At 38.4% G+C, this 24,462-nt stretch carries 19 protein-coding genes; 2 read left to right on the forward strand and 17 right to left on the reverse strand.

All coding sequences use genetic code 11. The features are described from left to right. Nucleotides 1–76: 76 nt before the first annotated feature. The 8 genes from EDD61_RS04535 to EDD61_RS04570 form a co-directional block, all read right to left on the reverse strand. On the reverse strand, nt 77–1,588 hold the full coding sequence (locus tag EDD61_RS04535) for a response regulator transcription factor (protein WP_165877192.1): 1,512 nt from the start codon (nt 1,586–1,588) through the stop codon (nt 77–79). A 5-nt stretch (nt 1,589–1,593) separates the two neighbouring features. Next, nucleotides 1,594–3,066, reverse strand: coding sequence for a sensor histidine kinase (locus tag EDD61_RS04540; protein ID WP_119983234.1), 1,473 nt, complete (start codon nt 3,064–3,066; stop codon nt 1,594–1,596). After that, complete coding sequence (locus EDD61_RS04545; protein WP_119983233.1) at nt 3,063–4,025, reverse strand: substrate-binding domain-containing protein; 963 nt, start codon at nt 4,023–4,025, stop codon at nt 3,063–3,065. The genes EDD61_RS04540 and EDD61_RS04545 overlap by 4 nt, the downstream gene beginning before the upstream one ends. Before the next feature lie 234 nt (nt 4,026–4,259). Further along, on the reverse strand, nt 4,260–4,643 hold the full coding sequence (locus tag EDD61_RS04550; RefSeq protein ID WP_008979067.1) for a hypothetical protein: 384 nt from the start codon (nt 4,641–4,643) through the stop codon (nt 4,260–4,262). Between the two features lie 4 nt (nt 4,644–4,647). After that, entirely contained in the window at nt 4,648–4,962 is a 315-nt protein-coding gene (locus tag EDD61_RS04555) for a rhodanese-like domain-containing protein (RefSeq protein ID WP_008979068.1), read from the reverse strand. Nucleotides 4,963–4,974: 12 nt separating this feature from the next. After that, a complete protein-coding gene (locus tag EDD61_RS04560; RefSeq protein WP_008689271.1) occupies nt 4,975–5,325 on the reverse strand; it encodes an amino acid permease in 351 nt (116 codons plus the stop codon). A gap of 3 nt (nt 5,326–5,328) precedes the next feature. Then, on the reverse strand, nt 5,329–5,769 hold the full coding sequence (locus tag EDD61_RS04565; RefSeq protein ID WP_008979069.1) for a peptidylprolyl isomerase: 441 nt from the start codon (nt 5,767–5,769) through the stop codon (nt 5,329–5,331). Between the two features lie 69 nt (nt 5,770–5,838). Continuing rightward, nucleotides 5,839–6,804 (reverse strand): aspartyl protease family protein, encoded by a 966-nt coding sequence (locus EDD61_RS04570; RefSeq protein WP_119983231.1) that lies wholly within the window; start codon nt 6,802–6,804, stop codon nt 5,839–5,841. A 121-nt stretch (nt 6,805–6,925) separates the two neighbouring features. On the opposite strand from EDD61_RS04570, the gene EDD61_RS04575 reads away from it, so the two are divergent. Beyond that, a complete protein-coding gene (locus EDD61_RS04575) occupies nt 6,926–7,786 on the forward strand; it encodes a DUF4438 domain-containing protein (protein WP_132224258.1) in 861 nt (286 codons plus the stop codon). A 72-nt stretch (nt 7,787–7,858) separates the two neighbouring features. Here the strand turns inward: EDD61_RS04575 and EDD61_RS04580 are convergent, their stop codons facing one another. Further along, nucleotides 7,859–10,699 (reverse strand): C1 family peptidase, encoded by a 2,841-nt coding sequence (locus EDD61_RS04580; protein ID WP_132224260.1) that lies wholly within the window; start codon nt 10,697–10,699, stop codon nt 7,859–7,861. 156 nt (nt 10,700–10,855) lie between these two features. Between EDD61_RS04580 and EDD61_RS04585 the strand changes: the two genes are divergently transcribed. Then, a complete protein-coding gene (locus EDD61_RS04585) occupies nt 10,856–11,050 on the forward strand; it encodes a rubredoxin-like domain-containing protein (protein WP_132224263.1) in 195 nt (64 codons plus the stop codon). Between the two features lie 89 nt (nt 11,051–11,139). On the opposite strand, the gene EDD61_RS04590 is transcribed toward EDD61_RS04585, so the two are convergent. The 8 genes from EDD61_RS04590 to EDD61_RS04625 all read right to left on the reverse strand — a co-directional run bounded on the left by EDD61_RS04590 (nt 11,140) and on the right by EDD61_RS04625 (nt 24,240). Then, on the reverse strand, nt 11,140–11,847 hold the full coding sequence (locus tag EDD61_RS04590) for a Bax inhibitor-1/YccA family protein (protein WP_132224265.1): 708 nt from the start codon (nt 11,845–11,847) through the stop codon (nt 11,140–11,142). 63 nt (nt 11,848–11,910) lie between these two features. Further along, nucleotides 11,911–12,696, reverse strand: a complete 786-nt coding sequence (locus EDD61_RS04595; protein WP_132224267.1) for an N-acetylmuramoyl-L-alanine amidase family protein — start codon at nt 12,694–12,696, stop codon at nt 11,911–11,913. Further along, on the reverse strand, nt 12,693–13,526 hold the full coding sequence (locus tag EDD61_RS04600; protein WP_132224269.1) for a hypothetical protein: 834 nt from the start codon (nt 13,524–13,526) through the stop codon (nt 12,693–12,695). The genes EDD61_RS04595 and EDD61_RS04600 overlap by 4 nt, the downstream gene beginning before the upstream one ends. Nucleotides 13,527–13,530: 4 nt before the next feature. Then, nucleotides 13,531–13,974, reverse strand: coding sequence for a YaiI/YqxD family protein (locus EDD61_RS04605; RefSeq protein WP_008979077.1), 444 nt, complete (start codon nt 13,972–13,974; stop codon nt 13,531–13,533). Continuing rightward, nucleotides 13,967–15,166: a threonine ammonia-lyase gene (gene ilvA, locus EDD61_RS04610; RefSeq protein ID WP_132224271.1), complete on the reverse strand. Its 1,200-nt coding sequence runs from the start codon at nt 15,164–15,166 to the stop codon at nt 13,967–13,969. Before ilvA ends, EDD61_RS04605 begins: the two co-directional genes overlap by 8 nt. Before the next feature lie 240 nt (nt 15,167–15,406). After that, entirely contained in the window at nt 15,407–17,104 is a 1,698-nt protein-coding gene (locus tag EDD61_RS04615; protein ID WP_008689288.1) for a hypothetical protein, read from the reverse strand. Nucleotides 17,105–17,269: 165 nt separating this feature from the next. Next, on the reverse strand, nt 17,270–18,961 hold the full coding sequence (locus EDD61_RS04620) for a proline--tRNA ligase (protein WP_132224273.1): 1,692 nt from the start codon (nt 18,959–18,961) through the stop codon (nt 17,270–17,272). A 167-nt stretch (nt 18,962–19,128) separates the two neighbouring features. Further along, complete coding sequence (locus tag EDD61_RS04625) at nt 19,129–24,240, reverse strand: diguanylate cyclase domain-containing protein (protein WP_132224275.1); 5,112 nt, start codon at nt 24,238–24,240, stop codon at nt 19,129–19,131. Nucleotides 24,241–24,462: the final 222 nt, after the last annotated feature.

The following is a 24,462-nucleotide window of genomic DNA, read 5'->3' on the forward strand; positions in this document are numbered from 1 at the left end:
TATCCATACAATCCTTCATGCATATGCTAACCCTCATACTTCTTACAACATAAACGGACAAAATGAAAACAGTCATTTATATATCATTCATCACATGCATCTGTTTGTATTCTTTAGGTGTATAGCCTGTTACTTTTTTAAAGGTTTTCGCAAAATAATTTTGATTCTGAAAACCCACCAAACTGGAAACCTCTTTAATCTTGCGATTGTTTAATAATAATTGCTTAGCCTTTTCAACACGATACTCTGCTAAGATATTGGTAAAACTATTTTTTGTATGTTGTGATAAAAGAGAGCTGATATATTGAGGAGTTAAATCTAAATAGTTCGCTAAATCATTTAACCCGATAGAACGGTGGTAATTCTTACCGATATAAGTATACGCATCCAAAACAATCTTGTTCATTGATTTACTGCGAGATTTGATAATGGCATGGATTACATGCTTAACTTCATAACGAATGTAGGTTGCCTCATCCTGAGTGGGATTATCATAAGAGATACCATCGATTTTCTCACTTAGCAATGCCACATAATCCTTCATATCCTCACACTGGTTCATTTTATTCTGCAGAATATGAAAAAGCTTCACCAATATTTTACGTATCGCTAGAATTTCATTTGTTTCCGCCTCTTTTTGAATACGAAGCACAACATCCGGAAACACTTTTGCCTGATTATAACGTATTGCGTGCAAAAGAGCATCTGCCATATCATTTAAGGTGGTATCTTCTTGCTTATCTGTCAAGGCATGCTGGAAAGCATCCTGTGATGTTTGTCGCAATTCTTCTTTTGCCTCCACATAAGAATTGTAAAAATCATGCACCTCTTCCTTTATGCCTCCCACACCATAATGCACAATGGTATGCTTTATCATGATTGCTTTTATACGTTTCAGTAATTGTTTTTGTTCCATGACATCCTTATGGAAAATAAAAATAACGACATTTTCAAAATATGTTTCAAAGAAACACTCGTCATACCATGTATGGAGTTCTTCTACGATCGGAAGCAATGCTTGATTTGTAATATCTTCTTGATACAAACAAATACATGCTGCACTTGCCACCTGCATATGAAAAATGGAAAAATACCCTTGGATATTCTGATGTGGATTATGATACAAAATCGCATAGATCAAATCGCTTTGTAAAATAGATTGCATCTTACGATAACGTATGACATCTTCAAAATGACTTCCTCTTTGCTCACGCTCAATCAACTCCATCACCCGACGTATACGTTCGCATAAATCTTTTTGCGTGGCTGGCTTTAAGATAAAATCATCAACACCAATACATATGGATTCTTGCGCATATTTAAAATAATCATAGCCGGTAAGAATGATCGTTCTTGTATCAGGATCACTTTTTTTAATTTCTCTTAATAAAGATAGTCCATTCATGCGTGGAATATTGATATCTGTGATGACCAATTGATACTTTTGTTGATGAAATGCCAGCAGTGCCTGTTCTCCATGATAAGCAGCTGTTAACACATGAATCTGTTTAGAAAAGTTTTCTTGCAGCAGCAGTATGAGTGCCTCTCGTTCTAATTTTTCATCCTCTACAACCAACACATTCAACATACTAGTTACCATCCTTTCATGACCGGTATCGTTATCACGGCGTCAAATCCACAATCTTCATAACTATTTACAGTAATCTTTGCAGCTTTTGAATAATACATATCCAAGCGACGCATAAGATTATATAAGCCTAGATTTTCCCCCTGTGAAGCACATTTATACTGGTTCATGATCAACTGTTCCAAAGCAACAGCACTCATTCCTTTTCCATTATCGCTGACATGAATGATGACTTGATCATCTTTACATTCCACATGAATAACGACCAATCCGCCACTTTCTGTGTTTGATAAGCCATGCTTAATGGCATTATCTACTAATGGCTCTATGATCATAGCAGGTATTTTAATATTCGGCAGTTCTCGTTCTTCTTCTAAGATAAATTCAATTCTACCTTCAAAACGCCGGTTTTGGATATACAAATAGTTGCGCATGAAGTTTAATTCCATCGCCAGATTGCTGATTCTGGTGTTTTGAGACAAGGTATAACGCATGCATTCTGTCATTTTTTCAATCATTTCTACCGTGATATCCGCTTTTTCCAAAATTGCCTGCTGATAGATCATATTAACCGTATTAAAGAAAAAGTGGGGATTGATTTGATTTTGTAAGATTTTCAGTTCACTGCTTACTAACAATTCATCTTTTCGCAGATTTTCATTCTCTTTAATAAGCAATTGGTTTTTCAGCTCTGCCTTTTCTTTTTCATATTCAATGTTTCTGCTAATCGTATCTGAAAGATCCTGTAAGGCGAAACATAGAACTTGAATTTCTTCACTGCTGGCAGGTATCTTATGAAAATCAAAAGTTCCTGCACGAATCTCATGCAAATTATCAACGAGTTTGTCAATCGGATTCGTTATACTTCTTAATACGATGATCGTATATATTGATAACCCTATGACACTGAAGGCCACGATACACCAGGAGAATACGTCGGTTTCCTGTTTGGTCACCTCAATTTTTTCTAGGATCTTATCAACAACATTCGTAACCAATTGATAATAATCATCCGAACTTTGGATGATCGTCTCATTGATCTTTAATAGTTTTTCATATCCTTCGTTATATTTATGATCTTGTATCTTCATCAATAAGATTACTTGATTAGCTTGTTCCAAATAGCTATCCATCATATTATCCAGTAGGGTAAAACGCCATATGCCAGCATTTTTTTGCGCACTGTCATTTAATATTTGAATATCTTCTTTTGCCTGATGAAAAGCTCGTTTGAAGTTATCGTATTCCTTTTCCGATTTGGTATATAAATAGTTTTTTAAACTATCATGAGCAAACGATTGGGTATCAAAGAAATCATTTAAATATTGATAGAGAGCATAGGATTCATTATATTGTCTGATCAAACTGCGATTCACACCGGTATAAACGCCCAGAATTAAAATAATGATCGAGATTGTGACCAGACTGAACAAAAACATCTGGCGTTTATATGTTTTTTTCTTTAAAAACGTTTTCATTCTTTTAACTCACTTTGATATGTATCCACATTATCCTGATTCACAATCAAAAGTTTGACCTCATTGTTTAAGGAAGTCGGTTTCTTACCGGTTTTCTTATATGCATACATCTGATAAACTGTTTTATAGCCATATTCATAAAATGACGTAACAACACTGGCGTCGATATAGCCCTTCTTAATATAGTCAATCGTAGAGTCCATATCATCTACACCATAAATATGCAGTCGTTTCTTAATATTGAGCGTTTGCGCTATTTCCGCACAGGCATCGGCAGACTCTGCCGCAAAATTAATGGTGACATTGATATCAGGATGATTTCGTAAAGTATTCATCCATTGTGCTTGCGCGCGTATCTTATCCGACTTTGATTCCGTTATGGCAACAATTTCGTATCCGCCCGGATGGTTTTTAAATACCTCACGGATTTCTTGTATTTGATCCTGGGCAATTTTAAAGTTTAATTCTGCTACTTGAATAGCAATTACCAACGGTTTATGTTTAGGAATCTTTTTTTCTATTTCATTTAAGAGCAATTGTGCCTGACGTTGAAAGTTTTTCCCATAAAACGTAAACTTTTTTCCATCCTCGATATTAGAATCGACTAAGACAATGGGAATATCCAATGCCGCGGCCTCCTCCAATAAGGCTTTTTTTATGACCCCCTGTGTGATAATACCATCAACTTTTTCAATGAGCCCCTGAGAAATCACTTCTTCCATTTTTTCCGTATCAATAACTTTTGGACCTATCCAATCACATTTCACTTTTAATTCATTACATGCCTGTACAAATCCTTCTTTGCTTTGCAGCCAAATCGGGTGGTCAGCTAAGGGGGTAGCATATAAAAAGTAAAGAAATTCCTCATTCTTTTCTTTTTTTATATTCTTATCAGTTCCATTGGTACAGCCGAATAGTAAAAGTAATACTACAACGATCAATGCTTTCCTCTTCATCATCTTACTCCCATCTCATATCTATAGTATGCAATAAAAAATATATAAAATATTAAGATAACAGGTAAATATTTCATATGAAAAGAATCATATGGAGTTTTTTTGTTTATCGTACTGTATTTTGTTATATCATTATACATATTAAGTATACCATGAGATTTCTCATAAAAAAGGACTTATATATTCTAACAGCCATAAGAAAAGCCTTGAATCATCAAGGCTTAACACTTTTTTTGTTTATTTCTTTTTCCCTTTTTTTCGATCATTTGCACGCTGAACAGCCTCACGATAGTACACATCATCACGGATGCGATAAACGCTTGTAAAGCCGAATAGTTTAATCAGTACAAACATAACCAACAACAAGCTGATCAGTATGATGAAAAACATCAGACCAAAATAGATAAATTCTGCCTGATTTGGTAATATCGTATGTAAAAAAGCTTTTATATAATCACTTGCTAAAAGAAACACGACAAACAAAATCATGTACATGCTTGTTTTGGTTTCAATATAAATTTTCTTCTGACACTTTTCACAACATACGGTGGAATTAAAGCGAAAGATAGAATAGGTGAATTCATGACCGCAATGCGGACATCTTACGTTTGTATGAAACATATCATTACCTGCTTTCTGTATCATAAGGCCAGTGGATGATCCCGCCGATATTATAAGCATTGGCATAGCCTGCATCCTTTAGCCTTTTCACTGCCGTACGTGAGCGCTGTCCACTGCGGCAATATACATACAATGGCTTCTCTTTAGGCAGTTTTGTATAGCTTTCATGAAATCGGCTCAATGGCAGATTGATTGCCTGAGGAAGATGACCCAATGCATATTCATCCTCTTCTCTGACATCGATTAAGACCATATCCTGATGCTCATCCAATGCCTGTTTAACCTCTTCCATCGTTTTATCGAATTTTAAGAAAAACATCTTGCTCCTCCTTTAATCCACGAATAGATAACCGCAGAAAATATACAGCATGTTCATATAAAAGGCATCAATTCCAATCAAAGTGAACACATTTTGCATAATTGGCAAAGTAAAATACCCCAATTGCATAAAAAGCATCAAAATCACCACAAGGATTGCCACAACTTTTTTAAACACGGCATTGCTGCGTTTCTTACGGCTCTTATTTAAGGAAACACCAAAGAGGAATAAGGCACTGACAATGAGAATAACCATTAAGGTATGCACAAAGCTTCCATGCAGATAGGTTTCCAACAAGCGGGAAAGAAATGCGGATAAAACGATGATTAACAGTGGAAACCCAAGACGTTTCACATCTTCCATCGTTTAGTTTTCCTCCAATAAAACAACCTGCTTCATGACATCGCCATTGCGCATTTGACGTACTGCACCCATATTATCTGTCACTTTACCAAATACGGTATGCACACCATCTAAATGTGGCTGTGGGCAATGACAGATGAAGAACTGACAACAACCGGTATCTTTACCACGATGTGCCATGGACAAGCTTCCTTCTTCATGACGGTGAGGATTATTCGCTGTTTCACAAGGAATCGTATATCCTAAATCCCCTGTACCATTTCCATAAGGGCAGCCTCCTTGTGATACGAAGTTTTTAATGACACGATGGAATGTCTTTCCATCATAATAACCTTCTTTTATCAATTTCACAAAGTTTTCGACAGTGACAGGTGCATCATCCGGATATAATTCAAAAGGAATCTCAGCACCATTTTCCATCACAATTTTACCATGTAATAACATAATCAATTCGTCCTTTCTTACTCATTTTTCTTACCTACTATACAATAAATAATGACAAATTACAACTGCCTATACAAGCAGAACGACCTGTTTACTATTAATTAGGCGAATCCTTCTGCCTTTAAAGATTTCATTACCAAATACCCCATCAAAAGTAAAGCCGTTAAATAAATCACAGCGCCCACTCATCGTATCCTTTAAAGTGATAGCACCACGATCTAAGGTCACCTGTAGCTGTTCCACAATTTTCATTGGGAGTTTTTCAAATCCATGCACCCCAAAGCCCATAGCATGGCCTTCACAAATGATTTGCAGCTGTTCCTTTTCGATGAACTTATCAGAAAGCCAGCTCACTTTAGAGCCACTGTCAAATCCGAAAAGTGCAATTTCTTGATTCTTCTTTTGACATAAAAAAACCGGAAAACTACCCATGATCATATTACGACAAGGAAAACGGAACTTATTTTTAACGACCTTAAACTGTTTCGCAATATCATCCATTTCAAAATCAAGCTGTGATAAAACATCCCAGCCGATGATCCCATCAAACCCCATCAGATCAATGTTTCCAAAACGCATGGCAAAGTCTTTCTCATCCAGTATGACCATTGGCATATGATGATATTGCAAAGCGCCCATACGCAGTTGTTTCACGATGCAGCCGCTTAAAGCTTTTTCTTTTCCGCCAATACTGCCGATTCCGATACGACCAATAGCAGTCATGGCTTCAACTTTTTTTACGCAAGACGATCTCAGTCCACTGATTTGTGCACCTGTATCTAATAAAAAGGTACATGAAATCTGATTCACTTCAACCGGTATTGCCAAAAGGCCAAATAAATTGCGTTTCATCGGTATTGAAAAAGTTTCTTGAAACAGCCTTCGCTCAACCACATAAGGCTTTTGTAAAATGGCTTCCTGCGCTTGTTTACAGCCATTTAAAAAGGTGGGTGTTAAGATTTTATTTTGTAGATTGTCATAGGTTTTGTTGTCTATGAAAACCGGTGGGCAGGTTCTTGTTTTGCATCTATGCATGTCATCACTCCTGTATGTATGATTATAACATATCTTACGTAAAACACTTTGTTTTATGATGGCTTTTCCCTTACTTTTTTGTTTAAAAATGCTATAATGATGTACAGCGGAGGTATAAAAAATGAAAATGAATAAAGATCGTCTTGTCGTTATGAGCGTGCAAGGCAGTGTTGACCATCCAAGCATGGCAGGAAATGCTTACCGTGTTGGCTATGATGGTTTTGGACGTATACCGATGGCAACCGGCGGCATCGTTTACAATTATAAAATCAAAGATTCCTGTATGGGTATTGCCGGAGATCATGTCGAACCAGGTGTAAGCTTAAAAAATCCGGTGGAAAGAGAAAATAATGCTTTGCAGGCATTTGCCTGTATCGGTAATCAAGCGCGCATCATCAGCGGTGATGCCAAAGGCCGAATCGGCTATGTTACAGGTAAGCATGGCGGTATAGATCATGTCATGGTCTATTTTGATGAAGAAACATTAGATTTAATGACCTGTGATGATAAGGTGCATATCAAAGCATGCGGACAGGGTTTAAAGCTGTTAGATCATGAGGAAATTCATGTGATGAATATTGATCCTTCTTTATTAGAAAAGTTAAACATCAAAGAACATGAAGATAGCATAGAGATTGGTGTAACAACCATTGTCCCTGCGCATTTGATGGGAAGTGGTTTAGGCAGTGCCACGACCATGTTAGGGGATTATGACATCATGACACAGGATAAAAAAGCCAACGAAACCTATCACATCAATGACTTGCGTTTTGGCGATATCGTTGCTGTTTTAGATCATGATAATCATCATGGACCTCATTATCTGGAAGGTGCCATCACCATTGGTGTTGTTGTTCATTCGGATTCCTTTACCAGTGGACATGGGCCAGGCTTAACGGTGATTCTTTCCAGCAAGACAAAAACAATCAAACCATTTATTGATAAAGATGCCAATATCGCAAATTATCTAGACATTCAATAAAAGAAAAAGAAATCCTGACAGGTATTCAGAGAGCGTTCCATACCGTACGGATTTCTTTTTTCTCGTATTTGATTATTGAATCTTGACTAGCTGTACTTTGCCCCAGCTGCCATAATGACGCACTTTTGCTGTTGTTACATAACTGCGCACCTTAATTTGATATGGTTTACCACTGCTAAGTGTATGCAGTTGATAACAATTCCTGCTTGTTTGGTAATAGTTCCAATGCTTACTGCCCTTTCGACAGTAAGCAATTTGAATACCGCTGGCCCCGGCAGCCTTTTTATAAGATACATTGACAGCTTTGTGTTTTGTCGTGTTGAGATGTAGATTGGTCGGCTGTTTAGGAACAATGGTAAAGGTTTTACACATACTGCCACCATAACCGCCTTTTCCAACAATCTTCAAAGTAGCCTTTCCACATGTTTTATTTGTGCCATATTGCAACGTATAATCTCTATTCTTCTTTAACACCGTTTTGCCATACGTTAATGTCACATTGGGTTGTATGGCTTTTCCGGTGTAGCTTCGATCCTTTAACTTGCTCATGGTCACTGTGGTAATATTACGTTTTTTAATTTTAAAAGTCTTTGTCATACTTCCTGTATAATTGCCTTTTCCCGTGATTTTCACAGTGGCAGTACCCGGTGTGACATTGTTTTTATAAGTCAAGGTATAATGGATACCATTTTTTAATAGCGTTTTACCGGATGTCAGACGAGGAATCGGCTTTTGGGCACAACCATTGTATACGCGATCTGTGATATGACTAAGCTTAAGCGTGCTTACTTTGCGTTTGGCAATGGTGAAGGATACCGTCTTGCTTCCTGTATAATTGCCTTTCCCCTTTGCGATAACCTTGGCTATTCCAGGATTGACATTATGAGTATAAGAAAGTGTATAATCTCTTCCGTTTTTTAAGGTCACAGAACCATCCTTTAGCAAAGGCAATGGTTTTTGAGCAGAGCCAGTATAAGTCCGTGTTGCTAAGGGCTTACTGCTCGCAGATGTCAGTTTACGTTTATGAATGCTGAAATTCTTTGTAATACGGCCACCATAATTACCTTTTCCTTTGATAATCAGCTGTGCCGTACCGGCTTTGATGTTATTTTTATACGATAAGGTATAATCGATACCGTTTTTTAATCTTGTCGTTCCATAGTTTAAAAGTGGTAATGGTTTTTGGGCAGAGCCAGTATAGGTTTTAGACGGTATGGCATCCACGTGAATGCTCTTTGCATAAATGGCCCGCGGTAAGATCTTATAAGTGACATCTTTGCTGCTCGCATGAGCATTTGTGCTCTCAATGTGAACAGAAGCCGTACCGGCTTTCACATTATTGTGATAGGTCAGTTTATAATCTTTCCCATTTCGCAAGGTGGTTGTTCCATATGTTAAGGTAAGTGATGGTGAATGTGCTTTCCCATCATAAATATAAGAGGTTGCAGATAATTTGACCTTTGCCTTTGCCATATCATAATGATGCTGAATCGTAAATGCTTTTAAACGGAAACAAGCATTAGCATTAGCCATATCATGCCAATCATGATTGATATAGAGAAAGCTTTGACCTGGTTGAATCTGTTCTGTGAAATTGATCCATCCATAATCTTTATTTTCTGCCACATACAAACCGGTCGTATCTCCATAATGATTCTTACATGTCACAACGACTGCATAATAAGTATGTGGTTTTACACAGACATGATGCGTTAGTGGGATTGTGTAAATACCGGCATATTTTCGATAACCTTTCACCGGTGTCGATAAAGCTTTGCTGCCACTGTATGGATCTTGTTTGTCTTTCAGGTTGGTGTATACTTCCACCTCATAATCTGTATCTGCTCCTGATAAAGCAAGGGAAACGGCCTCAACATATTCAGGAGAAACGCTCGTTCCTTTCTGTACCTCAAACACATTGGCAACCGTCATATTTCCACTGGTGGTATATTCGGAAAGAGCTGCGGAACCATCGTAGAAATAATTATTTTCATAAGTATCTTTCGCCATATACTGATAGGCTACTACAGCATTCACTGGCTGATCATATGATAAATAGAAATAGCCTGCATCATTGGCATGTATGCCCCAGCTGTTCTTAACGATCCATGCTCCATCATGTTTCGGCTTCATAGAAAATTTATTTTTAGAAACTGTATCATCATAACCAACAATTGTCACCGCATGATCAAAGCGTTTGCTGCCGTCATAGAAATATTTGGCATATACTGACATTTTTTCCACGGCTATACCAGCTGATACACTGCCATAATTAAGAATGGCCTGTTTGATAGAGGTGATATCATCATCGGGCAGGAAAACAGCATCTTTCATGACATAGGTAGGACGGTAGGCATTTGCTTTTTTAATATCTGCTAACATCGTTGTGTCATCATGCGTATAAGGTGCATTATCTTCATCTGTGGGGCTGATCCACTGTGATAAGGCAAAAGCACTTGTCCAGTTATTGCCTCCATTATCTAAAAAATCTAGTTTACCGTTTGAAGTTGAATGATTGGCATCCCCTGCGGTGTTGCCCAATGGATCATTTAGGCGGTTATAAAAACGATACGCAAATTGCAGTTCTGATAAATCAATTGCCTTTGGATCCTTTACAAATCCACTTTTTAACAGATTTGTTTCAGCGGCTGCCATGGCTGAAAATGCCCAACAGTCTCCGTAAGGATATTGATTCTTAATCGATGTAACCTCGTGTTGTTTTCGATCATCGTAGGATGTAGGAAGAGCAGAGCGATACAATTGTCTGCTAATGTTCGGCTTTTGTACTTCATAATCAATTGCATGATAATCATTCTCCCCCTGTTGAGGACTGTCGGTTTGCTTTGCTGTTAGAAGCTGCATATTTCCCAGAAACAAACAAAGTAATAAAACAAAAGACCATAACTTCTTCATAACCTCACCTTCTTTCACTCATCATAACACAAGAATGATAAATGGTGAAGTTAAATGTGATATTCGTGTGATTTTTGTTATTAAAAAGCAAGTTAAATGACACATTTGAGCAAATATGTTATACTTAAAATCAAGAAAAGAAAAGGAGGTTAGCACATGGCAGTAACAGCATATATTTGTGGAATTTGCGGGTATGTATATGATGGTGAAGACTTCTTAAAAGAAGCTGACGATTATCGTTGCCCATTATGTGATCATGGAAAAGATGCCTTCAACGAAAGAAGCTTTGACCATGAAGTAAATTTAGCTAGTGATGAATATCACCGCGTGAAAAAAGAAGAAACGAAATAATGTTGGATGTCCGCTTTGGTACATCCTTTTTTCTTATCATAAAAAAGATAAAAAAAGGCATAGCCTGAAACAGCTATGTCTTAAAGTGCTTAATCTCTATTTCCTACAAAGCGTAAGATATATAAGAAGATGTTAATGAAGTCCAGATATAAATCAAAAGCTGAATAAATTGACAACTTGCTCAGCATGCTTTCATCACCTTCATAGCTATGATACAACGCCTTCATTTTTTGTGTATCATATGCTGTTATACCGGTAAATAATAATAAGCCAATTGCTGTAAAGCCGCGTGTCGTAATATCCATACCTAACAATGTCATCACAACTTCTACGATAATCAACGTTAATAAACCACCCATCAAGATTGGTCCAAAGCGCAATAGGTTCATCTTTGTCGTATAACCGATCATGACCAGACAGCCAAAGTATACAGCCGTAATACCAAAGGCAATACCGATAGAACCTAAGTCATAGACAAAGGCCAGTGTGGAAAAAGTGACTCCCATTAAGATGGAATATGCCACAAAAAGAATACGTGCCGTCGCTGCTTTCATTTTCGCCAAACGTGCCGCAAAAGCAACGGCTACACCAAGCTGCGCAAATAACAGCAACATAGGCGCTATTGGATACGATACATATAAGCGCAAAGTCATGTTCGTTGTTACCATGCCAAATGCTACCAAAGCCGTAATCAATAAGCCAAGTCCCATCCACGCAAATGTTTTTATCGCATGTTGTTGTATGGTTGTGACATGATATCCGGTTTCAAAATTTAATTCATCCTTGTTATGAAACATACTCATACCTCCTGTTTAAGTTATAGTATACACTTTTTTGTGTAACTTGAACACTGAAATCCTCTAATTTTTTAATCCAAGTGCTTTTAAAATACCTGTACTGATGGCCTGTGCAATTCGCTCTTGACCTTTAGCATCACTTAATATGGAAGCATCCTTGGGATTAGAGATAAACCCAGTTTCCACCAAGATACTAGGAATTTGATTATAATACAACAGTGATAAAAAAGCTTCCCTATCATCCCGCAAGCCACGGCTTTTGGTATAGCCATCCGCGCGTAAAGCAAGTTCCATATGCTCAGCGATTTTCTTACTGTCTGATTGACGGGTACTGTACCATACCTCACTGCCCGCTGTCTTATCCTTTGCTTCATCACTATAATTGGTATGTATGGAAACAAAGATATCCGCTTGACTGGCATTCGCCATGCGACTGCGGGTATTTAAATCATCTACATTATTACTTTTCCATGAGACTGTATCACTTTCTCTTGTATACAACACCTGTACCCCTTCCTGCTTTAACAATTCCCCCGTCTTTAAGGTAATGGATAAGGTGATATCTTTCTCTTTTTTCCCTTCTTTACTTTCACTCCCCGCATCATATCCGCCATGACCGGCATCCAGCATCACTTTAAACTTTGCCGCCTTTTGTTTGCGTTGTTTTTCTTTCGCAAGCTTTTGTTTCTGCTGTTTTTGATACTCTTCCATCAATTTTTGCTGACGCTGGGCTTCTTTTTTATCCATTCTATCCTGTGCATAAGATTCACGTATCGCAGGAACAATCAAAAAGCATAGCACTATCAGCGTAAAAAAGATGGCATGGCGCTGTACGATATTGCGCTTCATGAAGACCTCCTTTCTAAATCCTGCAAAATGTCCATGATGATATCGTAAGATTCACTTTTTTTATCCAGCTTATTTTGATAGCGTAAAAAGATCTTGCGCGTTTTTTCTTCATCATCATCTAAATAAGCCAAGCCATAATGCAAGATGACATCCGTAGGATCACTATGCGTCTTTAATAACTTTAAAAACAGCTGTTCTCCCTTCACGGAGTTTAATGTAAGATAGGCTTGCGCCTGTTCATATTGTAGCATGACTTTGGTGAAGGTATTCGTTTTCGTGAAAATTTGTAAATATTTATCCACAAAAGCGACAATGCGTTTGGCATATGATTTTTCTTGTCTTGCCAATTGCTGCATGGTATCTAGCATTTCCACCAGCATGCTCATGATATCAACACCATCATTCACCTGATAAACGATACCTTCAAGACTATCCAAAGAAAAGGTTTTGGCCAGTTTCAGCACCTTGCGAAAGTTCATTTCCAATGCATCCACTCTTTGCTGATCATCCGATAGTTGCATAGCCTGTACAAAATCACGGGATACTATCCCATAATGGATGAACGAAAACGTTTCGCGTCGAGCAATTTCTAACACAGCCTCATCTATGAAATCTTTGGGATACGGGCTATTGTTGTCTTGTATGACACAGCTATCAAATATGGCATCCGCCACTTGCAGATCATTGAACGTTTTTTTCAGGCTTTCATAAATTGCTTCATAACTCCAGTCACAGCCTAATAACTGTAAATGACGTTGCAGTTCTTCCTTTGACATTTGTTTCAATTGCACCATCATAATGTCATAGGGGATTTTTTTATGTGTATTCAATTTATCACTCCAATAACTCACATACAACAGCATATAAAGCTTTTAAAAAGGCTTTATCATCTTGTGCCGTACGCTTTTTCATATGACCATAGCGTTTTCTTTGACGGCGTATATTCGCTGCGTCACTTCGCTGATTCAACAAAGACAGCATGTTCTCATCACGAAAGCGCAAACCGTTTTGTGATAAGGCATGTGCCTGTCTGCTGAGGACCAGTGCGGCTAAGCCATAGTCTTGAGTTATTACAATATCATCTTTTTTTACTTTTTGCAAGATAACGAAATCCGCGCGATCCTTTCCTTTATCGGTAATCACCACTTCACAAGCATCATGCATAAAGCTATGTGAGCTGTCACACACCAATATGACCGGTATAGAAAAATGCTCTGCGATCATAAGCGTTTCTTCAATCACAGGGCATCCATCTCCATCAATTAGGATCTTAAACATGTTCCACCATATGTGGATGATAGCCATTTTCTTCCAAAATATCCAGCACTTCGTCAATATGTGTCTGATTGTTTGTCTCAATCACCACCCCAACACGACACTGATTAAATAAGATGCCATTCTGAATACGATTATGGTTTACCGAAATAATATTGGCTCCGGTACGTGAAATCAATTCGATCATGCGCGATAAATTTCCCGGTTTATCGGTAACATTCATATTGATCACCGCCTTGCGTCCTGTTTTGATCAACCCAAGGTCAATAATCTTCGACAGCAAGTTTACATCAATATTTCCACCGCTTAACACAGCAACGCATTTACGATGAATAAGATCAACCTTTCCAAACATGGCTGCTGCCACACTGACGGCACCAGCTCCTTCTGCTACCATCTTCATTTTTTCCAATAAAACCAGGATGGCTGCCGCAATTTCTTCTTCACTTACCGTTACTACTTCATCTACATACTCTTTACACAATGCATAGGTCAGTGTTCCCGGTGTTTTTACAGCAATTCCATCCGCAATCGTACTGACCTCTTTTAAGGTCATGATCTTCTGTTTCTCTAAGGATGTTTTCATGCTCGCTGCTTTTTCTGATTGTACACCGACAATACGGCAATGTGGACGCAAGGTTTTGATGGCATACGCAATGCCACTAATCAAGCCGCCGCCGCCAATCGGTACGATGACTGTATCTACATCCGGCATTTTCTCTATGATTTCCATACCGATGGTTCCCTGACCGGCAATCACATCTTCATCATTAAATGGTTCGATAAAAACAGCTCCGGTAATTTCCTGCAGATTCTTCGCATATTCATAGGCATCGTTAAAGGTATCTCCTTGCAATTCTACCTTGACGCCATATGCCTTTGTAGCTTCAATTTTGGAAAGAGGTGCTGTTTTCGGCATTACGATGGTTCCCTGAATGCCCATTTTCATACAAGAATATGCAACCCCTTGTGCATGATTACCAGCACTTGCCGCAATGACCCCTTTCGCCTTTTCTTCCTCATTCAAATTCGAAAGCTTATAATAAGCACCCCGCAGCTTAAACGCTCCTGTGCCCTGTAAATTTTCGGCTTTGATCCATAAATTTTCATGAATCTTTGTCGCATGCACCAATGGTGTTTTACTGATGATTGGTTCTAAGACACGTTTTGCATCTTCAATTTTTGCAATTTTCATATCGCCCGCTTTACCTCCGTTATCGATAATTTTATTGTACTATGTTTTTCTCTTCATGAAAAGATGTTTTTCTACAAAATAGATACATTTATTAACAATTGTACTTATATCGCGAACAAACTCATCAATTGAATGAACACAGCAAATCACGTATGCAAGGATAATCAAAGCCACCAAAAGCACAAAGATACCGACCCAAAAAAAGACACAATCCATTCAGATCATGTCCTGTTTTATACATTAGTCCTTTTCAATAAAGTCTAACAACTCTTTTGCAGCCAAATTAATACCATCACGGTTTTCTTTATCAAGACCTAAATGGGTATAAATTTCACCAACAAACACCCCATTATCACGCAGTGCCGTAAAGACCTCATCAATCAATGGATCACAAACATCCTGTTGTTGCATTGGTCCAAATGGATTCGCAAAGTATGTGGTAGAAATACCGACTTCCTGTGTCGTTCCCTTCGCCATACGCTTTCCTTCCTTACAGGTTGCTTTGGCATCTTCCAGATTCTCAAAGCGATGCAATCCGGATTCATTATCATAATTATTAGCATAGGCGAATAAATCAATCTTATGATTCATTGCGACAACTTCATATGGTGCTGCTGGTGTAATGACACGCGCATTATTGCTAGACTCCGGATTCATAAAGATTGAGCGATCCATATCACGATATGGTGTACCCGGATCTAGATCATCCAAGCGAATGAAGGCACCGATTTCCGTCCCTTGTCCATATGGAACGCCATCCTCGATATGAATGGTTCCCATATCATCAAAGACAACTTCAATATCTTTGATAACATCTTTACCCGCAATCTTTAAGGCTTCAATTGATTCTGACTTTCCTGCGCCAGAATCCCCCATTAACATAATTCCCTTACGTTTGCCATTGTGTAAGGTGATATTAACGAAGGCACCATGGATTGGCAGCCAGCCATGCTGCATCTTTCTTAAATTGTGCAGCGTCAGACACATTTTTTTCATGTAGCCGAAATATTCGATCTTTTCATCATAAGTCAGGCTACCTACCCAGATATCATCAGTTGCATCATAATGGAAGACTGTTTCATTCTTATCATCTTGATTACCAAACAGACAGATTAAATCTGGTTTTTTACGGCATTCATCTTCCGTAGCCAGCTCAAATAAATTTCCTAATGAAACGGCACTGGAGATAAAATCACGATGGAAGTATACAAAGGCTAATAAAGTTCCGATTTTGCATGGGAAGCAGAACCATTCTTCATCACTGCCAGTGAAATACGTAATTGGATTTACATCTGTTTCCGTAAACATACCGGTACGCTTGTTTGATTTTGGATGTAGGATCATCGGTGTGCGCAGCATGATGGAAGTAATGAATGGAATATCTTTTAAGGCATCATACGTATTTGATAACTTCGGCTGTTTTACACTTACCGCAATCGCCGCATTGGTTCCGGCCTGCATTTGCCGATATACGCGGTTTTTTCTCCCCATTAAAGATTCTTCTAAATTACGATATAATGTCAATACCATATTATTGAAATTTGAGTCCGCCGTCACAAAGCTGATATCCTGCAAAGCACTTGCTGTTCCCGCCGTAACAACGGAAAAACGCTGATGCTTCTTCCAGAAATTATACATTTCTTCTAAAAACTCTAATAATCGTCCTTTATCATTCAGATAGGAAGATTCAATTTCATCAATTTTAAAGATACGCATCATACGGAACAGACGCAAAAGATCAACGGTTGCCTCGCGTGCTGTCTTTCCGCCTACGGCATAATAATATAAGTCTTCATTGTTCTCTTTCAGATAATCAATAAAATTGTGTACATAGTTACTGAAGGTACTGGAATTTAAAAGCTGATCTCCAGTGGTAGCATATCCGGCGCTGAAATTGACAATCGCCAAATCGTTATTTAAATATAATGTTTCTTTCATAATCTGCTCCTTTCAACCTTTTATCTTTGTTAAAATAAAGTTTTATCAACCCTATCGTTCTCTATTATACAATAAAGCGAAAAAATAAGAAAGTGTTTTTTGTAATATTTTCATAAAATGTAAATTCTTTCATGAAAATAACAATACCACTTTCTTACCTTCTTCTTACTTTACTATTTCCATCAGCTTCGCTTTTGTTTCACTGATCAGCCATTCTTCGTTTTCTGATGCTGTACGCGCGCGGAATTCCACCTTGCCATCCACAGCTCCTCTTCCTACTGTTATGCGATAAGGGATGCCAATCAGCTCCATGTCCTTAAATTTTACGCCTGGGCGCTCTTTTCGATCATCCAATACGACATCAATACCAGCAGCACTCAGCTCTTCATACAAGGCAGTTGCTACACGCATCTGCTCTTCATCCTTGATTGCTACAACGACGATAGCCACTTGATAAGGCGCTACACTGGCAGGCCAGATGATACCGGATGCGTCATTGTGCTGTTCCACAATTGCCGCCATTGCTCTTCCTAAGCCAAAGCCATAGCAGCCCATCTGTACCGGATGCAGCTTATTTGTTTCATCCTGATATTCTAAGCCAAGACTTTCTGCATATTTCGTACCGAGTTTAAAGGTATTTCCTACCTCAATTCCTTTCGCAAAGGTTAAACGATGTCCACATACCGGACAGATGTCACCTTCTTTTACCTGTGCAATATCCGCAATCATAGAGACTTCAAAATCTTTCACATTCACGTTTACGATATGGTGATCGGTCTGATTTGCGCCGACAATAAAGTTTTTCATATGCGTAACTTCACGATCCATGATGATCGGACATGCAATTCCAATCGGACCGGCAAAACCAACCTTCGCATGTGTAACACGTTCTACTTCATCAAAATCGGCCAATTCCATTTCATTTGCCTGTAGCAACTTCAAGACTTTTGTCTCATTTAATTCTCTTGTGCCCTTTAACAAAAAGGCATAGGTCTTACCATCAATCTTATAAATCAATGTCTTTACAAAGTCATCGGCTGCTTTCTGAAAGAAGGCTGCCACTTCTTCGATCGTCTTGGCATCCGGTGTTTTCACAACTTCCATTTGACGAAGTTCTGCCGTGTCATCCGATGCCTGATCCACAACTTCCGTAATTTCCAAATTGCTGGAGAAATCGCAATGCTCACAGCCAACAACTACATCTTCTCCGATTGGAGTAATGGCCTGGAATTCCTCTGACAAACTTCCCCCCATTGCCCCGGTATCTGCCTTAACGATCTTATATGTTAAGCCTAAACGCTCCATGATCTTTTTATATGCATGAAACATCTTCATATAGGATACATGCATACTTTCCTCATCCACATCAAAGGAATATGCATCCTTCATGATAAATTCACGCACTCGAATCAAGCCATAACGAGGTCTTGTTTCATCACGAAATTTGGTCTGAATCTGATATAGATTATAAGGGAAATCCTTATAAGAGCTTCCTTTCATGGTTGCCGCTATGGTGAAAAGTTCTTCATGCGTTGGCCCCATGACATAACGTTTCTGGTAACGATCTTTCAAAGCAAACATATTTGCCCCAAAGGCTTCCCTACGTCCGCTTTTTTCGTATACTTCTTCAGGAATCAGTACCGGCATCAACAACTCCTGTGCACCGGTTGCGTCCATTTCCTCACGTACGATTGTTTCAATCTTCTGTAATACGCGCTTTCCCATAGGCATGATCATATAAATACCGGAAGAGCTTTTCTTGATCATTCCTGCTCTTACCAGTAAGTTTCCACTGACACTGTCTTCATCCTTCGCATTTTCACGGATGGTATAAAAGAAACTGTTACTCAATTTCATACTGTACTCTCCTCATCTAACTTTATGATTCATCTATAATCTTCTGTATTTTAGCATGTTTTAGAATAAATGTAAATTTCTGCTTTTTTTCTTGTTGATATTTTTAAAACCGGTTAGAAAAGGCATTATTTCAATCTGAACAGCTTTGAAACAATGCCTCATGTGACTTACCATTCCTGTGAAGGTATCGGCTTACCATAATAATATCCCTGAATCAGATAGCAACCCAATGTTTTTAATATTTCCACTTGTTCTGCATATTCAACTCCTTCAGCCACAACCTCAATCTGTAAAGCCGCACACAGTTCCACCATGCTGGAAATGATGGCTCTGGCTTTATGGTTACTGATGATATCATCCATTAAGCCCTTATCCAGTTTCAGTACATTAAACTTAACACTGGATAAAAAGGCAATATTACTATATTTCGATCCAAAATCATCTAAAGACAAACGATAGCCTGCTTCTTTTATTTCTTTACATTTCTTCTCCATGGTCGTTCTTTCAATATCACCGACGCTCTCTGTAATTTCAATTTCGATCCATGCACGTTTGCAGGCATAGCTTTCACTGATGTTGCTCATCCGCTGTGCCAAATTATCTTCTAATAATGTCACGCGTGAGAAATTTAAAGAAATCGGCACACATGCTTTGCCTTCCTTTTCCCATTTACATAAGATTTCATGAACCTGCCGGAACACAAAGAAGTCAATATAATGAATAATGCCTAACTTTTCCAGCATTGGAATAAAGCGATTTGGTGCTACGATCGTTCCATCCGCATCCTGATAGCGAATCAAAGCCTCGGCCCCAATGATGGCATTGGTTTGTGAATTTACTTTCTTTTGCAAATACACCTGGAAACGGCCTTCCTTAATTTCTTTTAAAATGCCTTTTAAGACATGGGTATTATGTTTGGCGTGTTCGCCTTGCAAATAGCTGTAATTGAATTGCTTATTGATCAGTCTTTGCTCATCTGCATGGGCAATCAGCTCATCCAACTGCTTATTCGTATCACTCCATACAAAGCCGATGGATACATCACAAATCTTTTGCATACGTTTTTGCAATTTCACAACATGATTGGTAAACATCTCATTGCTCATATCTTCTACGATCACCAAAAACTCATCCCCGGTAAAGCGATAGACATTGCCATTTACGAATATCTTTTCCATTAAATGTGCAATGCGACGGATGATATCATCACCATAAGCGTTTCCGTATAGGTGATTAATATCCCGCAATCCATTGATATCCAATGAAACTACACCCAATGAAATTAATCGTTCTTCCATGAGTTCCTGACGGTATTGCTGATAACTTGCTCGATTCAAAGCACCACTTAGATAATCATGATAATGCATATACAATTGTTTCTTTTGCAGTTTCATCTTCGCCAATTCATTGCTTAAATAATAACTTAACATCCGTAAGAAACCGGGATGTTCCTTATGGCACGTATAATTGTCGATGCCAAGATAACCAATAATTACTCCATTATCCTGCATACATGCCAACATACTGCTATGAATGCGTAATTCTTTTAAATATGCATATATCTTAGGATCTTGCTCTTTTAAGCTTTCTACATCCTCTAATACTTGTACACCAAACAGCAATTCTTTTAAATTCGCATTATGAATGGAATTCGGCTGTAGTATATATTCATTCAATTCTTTGATAGAATCCATACCATCCTTGCGAACTTCATATAATTGCATAGTATCGCTATAATCAATCAAATATGCGCGATCTCCGCCATAATAACGCATGAGTTGCTCAACGGCACGATACAACGCTTTAGTAAAAGACTTTTCCAGATTCATTGAATACAGTGTTTTTAAGAGCATATCCTCACTTGCCTTATCTCCTGTGAAAAGCTCCTGCATAGTCAAAGGCTGTGGTAAAGGCTGTTCGACTTCTTTTAGCACATAACAATTTCCACCTTTTTCTTTGGCTTGATGAATGGTATCAAAAGCAATATGAAAGAGTTCATCACTTGTTTTTGGCTGATGCAGCAGGATAATGCCACAAGATAAGGTAACCTTAAAGTTCATATCAGAAAACATATAAGGAATGCCGATCGTCTTACGAATATATTCGACGATAGCGCAGATATCCTGTTTGGTTGCCTCACTGCATAACCATAACGCAAATGTTCCATCTTCCATGCGTCCTACGATTTTTCGGCATGCAAAACCAGTTAGTAACAAGGCTGCCAATTCTTCCTGAATACGCTCGACTCCGGCCATATCGATACGTGAAAATTCTGATTCATGATCGATTTCAAATAGTAAGAAAGCTTCTTTTTCCTGTGCTTTTTTCCGCTGTTTTAAGGTTTCCTTTAACACTTCTTTAAAGGTGTTTTCTTTATATACATTTGGAAATACATCCATTTCCGGTTTCTTCTTTAATGCCAGTTCAATTTTTTTACGATCATCTATGTTCACTAGAATACCATGCAAATATAAATCACCGTTTTTGGCATCCATGAATAATCGACCTACACTGTTGACCCAAAACAAATGCCCATTTTCATCTTTACAGCGATATTCACAATTGATGAGTGATTTTCCTTGGGCATATGCATTTTGTAATGCTTCCATATTCAGCAGATGTAAAAAGCGCAGGCGATCTTCCTCAAAAGCCACATGCTGTGTGTGCAGCTGCAATAAATCTTCAAAGCTTTCTACCTTTTGCTGGGCGGCTACCATTTTGCCTTCGATTTCCATCATACACTCTTGCGATAGATTCATCCGAAAACGTAACAACATAGTATCGGAAATAACGATATGGCGCTGCATTTGATGCTGATAATATGCCTGCGCTGTTTTTTGTTTCGTTACATCTTCGCCAACGGCCACCGCATAGCGCGCTTTTTTCTGCTGATCGTAAATGGTCGTATAAGTCACTCTTTCCCACCACCAGCCATCATGGTTTTTCTTGGCTGTTAGAATATCTCTTTGGATATAAGGGACTCCGTTTTCAAGCTGTACATACATATCTTTCAGCGTCGGCCAGCTTTCCGGATGAATCAGATGCTGCTTCTGCAATGCTTCGGGCATATTGCGAGTGATCGTTTGCATCGCATGACGATCCTTACCATTCTCGCTCATATACATAATTTTCTTATCAATATCATATTCCCATACACAGATTTGGGCTTCTTCCAAAGCCGTACGATAAACCATTTCTTTGTGTGTCAATGCCTCCATCAGCGCATGCTCTCTTGTATGATCCAACATAATACCCTTCATCTGCCATTGCTGATGTTCAGCTTGTTCTAAAGCACCACTGAAAAACAGCCATTTTTGATTACCTTTTCCGGTAGTAACCAAAAACTCGCATTTGATAGTTGTTTCTTCCTGTTTTAACGCTGCTTGCAACAACTTTTTTATCCGCTTTCTATCATCTTGCTGCACCATGTGTATCCATTGCATATGATACGTGTCCTGCATTTGCTGAGGTGTTATTTCTAACAACTCATAAAATGATGCATTGGCATAACGCAAGGTGAAGGCTGCATCCAAAGTGATGATAAAAACAGCACTGCCACGAAAACTCTGATATAGGTTCAGCTGATTCTCACATGTTTTTTGCTTCTGTATGTTCACACAAAGCATAAAAACCGCATCTTGTTCTTCACTGTAATGGATTCGTTTGCCCTTACCACTGATCCAAATAACCTGATTGAAGCGATCGCAAATACGAAAAGATACCAAAAACTCCTGCTTTGTCTGCAGTTGTTCGCGAATGCTTTGTTCAGTTTTTAATCGATCTTTGGCTAAAATCGTTTCTAAAAAATGACCATTAACTGCCTCACGATATGTTTTTTCATCCTCAAAACCCAAAAGCTTCAGCATGTTGTCATTGATATAGTAAATAGGGAATCCTTCTTTTACATACCATCCAATCATACCGTCCAAAACAGAATCTGCCATAAACTGCACCATGGCCTCATCGAAAAACGTTTTTGTAATAGGTGGTTGGTTTAAGATGGCATAAGAATGCTGCTCTTTTTGGGACTGATACACACTATAACGATTCTTTCCTTCTTTTTTCGCTTGATACATTGCCCTATCCGCTGCCTCTAACAGCTGATGAAAGCTTTTCCCATGTTTTGGATAATAGCTTATACCAATACTGCAATTGACCTCATGGTGTAATTTTTGCATCATATGATGGCTAAACATTTGCTGGATAGCTTTGATTTTCGTAATTGCCACATCTTCATGAGGAATAGCATTGAGACATACAACGAATTCATCTCCGCCAATGCGAGCTGCCGTATCTTTTTTGCGAATCAGCTTTTGTAAAGCTTCCCCTAAAAAGAATAAGGTTTCATCGCCAATCGTATGTCCATACCTGTCATTCACAAGTTTAAAATCATCCACATCAATCAATATAAACGCCATCAATTGTTCATGCTTGCTAATATATTCCTCAATTCTTCGTACACATTCGCGGCGATTATATAAACCGGTTAAAGGATCTAAAGCCGCCTCTTTGCGTGATTTCAAAATTTCATTCTTTTGTTCATGGATATCCATGATCACCCCTAAGATTTTCATTACCTTGCCACTTTGATCACGCAATGCTCTGGCCTGCGCAAATACCCAGCGATAACCTTGATCTTGATATTTCAGGCGATATTCACAGCGCATGGCATCTTTACCATGAAGTATAGATTGGAAAGCATCTCGTAAGGTGGAAACATCTTCTTGATAAATAATATTGGCTTCAAATAAAGAATCCGGAAACCCTGTTACCGGTATCTGATAACCAAACTTGCGTTCAAAGTTTTCAGAATAATAAATTTCTTTTGCCGTTACATCGTATTCAAATACGATATCCTGTGTCAAAGATAACAAAAAAGCTAAACGTTTATCACTCAGCTGTAAAGCTTGCTCAGTTTTCTTCTCGTGACTGATATCGTGAAAGATACAATGAAAGGATGTCGTATGATCATTGGAATGTGTAAGTTGTGCACTGATACTCACCCATTTTATCGTTTTATCTTTGCATGCCAACTGACTTTCACACATAAAGACATCACCATAAGACAGTTGCTTGCGGATTTCACGATGGAGCTGTTCATCTTCTGCAAGTAGGATGGAGAATAAGCGATTATGAAATTTATCCACAAATTCTTCCTTGGTATAGCCAATAAAATGATACCAGGCATCATCTGCATGAAGTATCGTAAAATATTCATCACTGCAACAGTCAATGACACCGCCTGTTAATGGTTGCTCTACTTGCTTCGCCTTTCTCATGCTCATATCTCCTCGTATGGATTCCATAGTACTTTTATTATACCACTCTTATGTTAGGAATAGGCGTTTATTTTATCCAGTCATTAAATAACTAAAAAAATCAGCTTCTTTAGGTAAGAAACTGATCCCCGTCTTTAGAAGTTAGCACCATGTTTCTTTAGGAGCAAAAAAACAAATGTTAATCAGAGCCCGTATTTATGCGGGTTTTTATGTGCGAAAATA

Source organism: Longicatena caecimuris, from assembly GCF_004341945.1.
In the GTDB taxonomy this organism is placed as follows: domain Bacteria; phylum Bacillota_I; class Bacilli_A; order Erysipelotrichales; family Erysipelotrichaceae; genus Longicatena; species Longicatena caecimuris.